Below are 3,369 nucleotides of genomic sequence, written 5' to 3' on the forward strand. Positions count from 1 at the left end.
TGGCAGGATGGCCGAACAAAAGGCCGTGATTATGGATGCGGACGGTGTGCGCCGCGCGCTGACCCGCATTGCGTTTGAAATCATCGAGAAAAACAAGGGTGCGGAAAACCTGCTGCTGGCTGGGGTGAAAACCCGCGGGGTGTTTCTGGCCCAGCGCATTGCAAAAAAGCTCGGAGAGGTCGAAGGCCGCACGCCGCCGGTGATCGAACTGGACGTGACCCCGTGGCGGGACGATAAGCCGCGCGAGGCAGCGCCCAAAGCGCCGCCCGACCCGCGCATCGAGGGCGCGACGGTCGTGCTGGTGGATGATGTGCTGTATACCGGGCGCACGGTGCGCGCCGCAATCGAAGCGGTGTCCCATCAGGGGCGCGCGGGACGCATCCAGCTTGCGGTGTTGATCGACCGCGGTCACCGCGAGGTACCCATCCGGCCGGATTATATCGGAAAAAACCTGCCGACCGCGCGCGATGAGCGCGTGTGCGTGCGCCTGACCGAGGTCGACGGCGCAGACAATGTTGTTATTTTGAGCAGTGAAGCATAGGATAACCGCTTGCAGCTGAGAAAGGAAGAATATCTATGTCGATCCAAACACTGGTAGAAAAGATCAAGGAAAAAGGCAACCCCACCGTTGCGGGGCTGGATGCGCGTCTGGAGTACATCCCGCAGCACATCGCGGGCCGCAATATGATGCTGCACGGCGAGACGCTGCGCGCCGCGGCGGAGAGCGTGGTCGCGTTCAATTGCGGCCTGATCGACGCGCTGTGTGACATCGTGCCCGCAGTCAAGCCGCAGGCGGCGTACTATGAGCTGCTCGGCTCGTACGGCGCAATGGCGCTCAAGGAGACCATCGACTACGCGCACGCCAAGGGCATGTACGTCATCGGCGACATCAAGCGCAACGATATCGGCGCGACCGCGACGGCATACGCCGAAGCATATCTGGGCAAGACCCGCGTGGGTGATACCGAGATCGCGCCTTACGGCTGCGACAGCGTGACCGTCAACGGTTATCTGGGCACGGACGGTGTCGAGCCGTTTTTGAAGGAGTGCCGCGAGCGGGATAAGAGCCTGTTCATGCTCGTCAAGACCTCCAACCCGTCCTCCGGCGAACTGCAGAACCGTGATATGGAGGGCAAGCCGCTCTACGCACGCATGGCGGAGATGGTCGCTAAGTGGGGCGAAGGTCTGGATACCCCGTGCGGATACAACCAGATCGGCGCGGTCGTCGGCGCAACCTATCCGGAGGAGCAGAAGATCGTGCGCGAGCTGCTGCCGAAGAGCTATTTCCTCGTTCCGGGCTACGGCGCGCAGGGCGCAACCGCAAAGGACATTGCAAACGCCTTTAACGACGACGGCCTTGGCGCGATCGTCAACTCCTCGCGCGGCATCATGTGCGCGTGGAAGAAAACCGGCAACAACGGCGAGGATTATAAGGAAGCTGCGCGCGCGGAAGCGATCCGCATGCGGGATGAGATCGTCGCAGCGATTCGATAAAAAGCAATCGGCGCATGACCGAAAGATAGAACATCAGGATTGAATTGGGAGTGATTTTCACTTGAAAAAAGCGTATTTACTGCTTGCGGACGGCACGCTGTTTGAGGGCAAAGCCGTCGGCTATGAAGGGCAGAGCATCGGTGAGGTCGTGTTCAACACGGGCATGGCCGGTTATCAGGAGGTTTTGACCGACCCGTCCTATTATGGTCAGGTGGTCACCATGACCTATCCGCTGATCGGCAACTATGGCATCAACTTTGACGATTACGAATCCCGCAAGAGCTGGGTTTCCGGCTTTATCATGCGCGAGATCGCGGAGTATCCGTCCAACTGGCGCTGCCGCCTGACACTGGACGAATACCTCAAGGAGCAGAAGGTCGTCGGTCTTGCGGGCATTGACACCCGCGCACTGACCCGCAAGCTGCGCAATGCAGGCGTTATGAACGGCGTGATTTACACCGAGGGCTTCGAGCCGGATGAGCAGACCATCGCGGAAATGAAGGCGTATGTCGTCAAGGATGCAGTCAAGTCGGTCACCTGCGAGGAAAGCCGCGTTTACCCGGTGGAGGGCGAGCAGAAATACCGCATTGCACTGTATGACTACGGCGTCAAGTACAACATCGAGCGCGAGCTGCAAAAGCGCGGCTGCGAGGTCGTCACCATCCCGGCACTCACCCCGCCGGAGGAGGTCATCGGCAAGTTTGACGGTGTGATGCTGTCCAACGGCCCCGGCGACCCGGCGGAAAACGTTGAGATCGTTGAGAACCTCAAGAAGCTGCTTGAGAGCAATATCCCGATTTTCGGCATTTGCCTTGGTCATCAGCTGTTGAGCCTTGCCATCGGTGCCAAGACCACCAAGCTCAAGTACGGCCACCGCGGCGTTAACCATCCGGTCAAGGATCTGGACGTCGACCGCACCTATATCACCAGCCAGAACCATGGCTACGCGGTCGTGGGTGAATCGGTCGATCCGACCATCGCCCGCGTGCGCTATGTCAATTTGAACGACGGCACGGTTGAGGGCGTGGAGCATGTCGGTCGTCCGGTGTTCACCGTGCAGTATCACCCGGAGGTTTGCCCCGGCCCGATGGATACGTCGTATCTGTTTGATAAATTCATGGACAACATTGCAAAAGCAAAGGGAGGTGCTCAGTAATGCCGCTGCGCAAGGATATTCATAAGGTAATGGTACTGGGCTCCGGCCCGATCGTCATCGGCCAGGCGGCCGAGTTCGACTACGCGGGCACGCAGGCCTGCCGCGCGCTTAAAGAAGAGGGATGCAGCGTCATCCTGCTGAACAGCAACCCCGCGACGATACAGACGGACAGCTCGGTCGCGGACGTCGTATATATTCGCCCGCTGCTGCCGGACGTGGTCGAGGAAATACTCAAGGAGCACAACCCCGACGGCGTCGTCGCGACGCTCGGCGGACAGACGGGGCTGAACCTCTGCATGGAGTGCGAAAAGCTCGGGATATGGAAGCGCCACAAGTGCCGCGTACTAGGCACGCAGCCGGACGCCGTGGAGCGCGCCGAGGCGCGCGAGCCATTCCGCCGCACGATGCTCGAGGCGGGGCAGCCCATCATCGCGAGCCGCGGAATTTCGTCCGTCGCGGAGGCGCAGGAGTTCGCGCTGCACACGCCGCTGCCGCTGATTCTGCGCCCTGACTTCACGCTCGGCGGCTCGGGAAACTCCGTCGTGCGCGACGTAGAGAACTTCGTCGTCCAGACGGAGGACGCCCTCGCCGCCTCGCCTGTCGGCCACGCGCTGATAGAGCGCTACCTCGAAGGCTGGCACGAGATGGAGATAGAGGTCGTCCGCGACTGCGCCGGAAACGCGCTCGCCGTCTGCGGAATGGAGAACATCGACCCGATG

General features: G+C 60.8%; 3 protein-coding genes and 1 pseudogene. All 4 read left to right on the plus strand.

Annotated features, from left to right (window positions below):
* Positions 1-7 precede the first annotated feature (7 nt).
* Positions 8-541: a bifunctional pyr operon transcriptional regulator/uracil phosphoribosyltransferase PyrR gene (gene pyrR / locus ABGT74_RS01175; RefSeq protein WP_297284338.1), complete on the plus strand. Its 534-nt coding sequence runs from the start codon at positions 8-10 to the stop codon at positions 539-541.
* Positions 542-576: 35 nt separating this feature from the next.
* Complete coding sequence (gene pyrF, locus ABGT74_RS01180; protein ID WP_297284337.1) at positions 577-1,494, plus strand: orotidine-5'-phosphate decarboxylase; 918 nt, start codon at positions 577-579, stop codon at positions 1,492-1,494.
* 61 nt (positions 1,495-1,555) lie between these two features.
* Entirely contained in the window at positions 1,556-2,650 is a 1,095-nt protein-coding gene (locus tag ABGT74_RS01185) for a carbamoyl phosphate synthase small subunit (protein ID WP_346704126.1), read from the plus strand.
* A pseudogene (locus ABGT74_RS01190) lies at positions 2,650-3,369 on the plus strand (carbamoyl-phosphate synthase large subunit); the annotation flags it as partial. The gene ABGT74_RS01185 and the pseudogene ABGT74_RS01190, both read left to right, overlap by 1 nt.

Origin of the sequence: uncultured Agathobaculum sp., assembly GCF_963927765.1 — a bacterium.
GTDB lineage: Bacteria > Bacillota > Clostridia > Oscillospirales > Butyricicoccaceae > Agathobaculum.

What these genes read in the sequence shown, in the direction of transcription:
- pyrR (WP_297284338.1), top strand. Translation starts at nt 8, where the DNA reads ATGGCCGAACAAAAGGCCGTGATTATGGATGCGGACGGTGTGCGCCGC.
- pyrF (WP_297284337.1), top strand. Translation starts at nt 577, where the DNA reads ATGTCGATCCAAACACTGGTAGAAAAGATCAAGGAAAAAGGCAACCCC.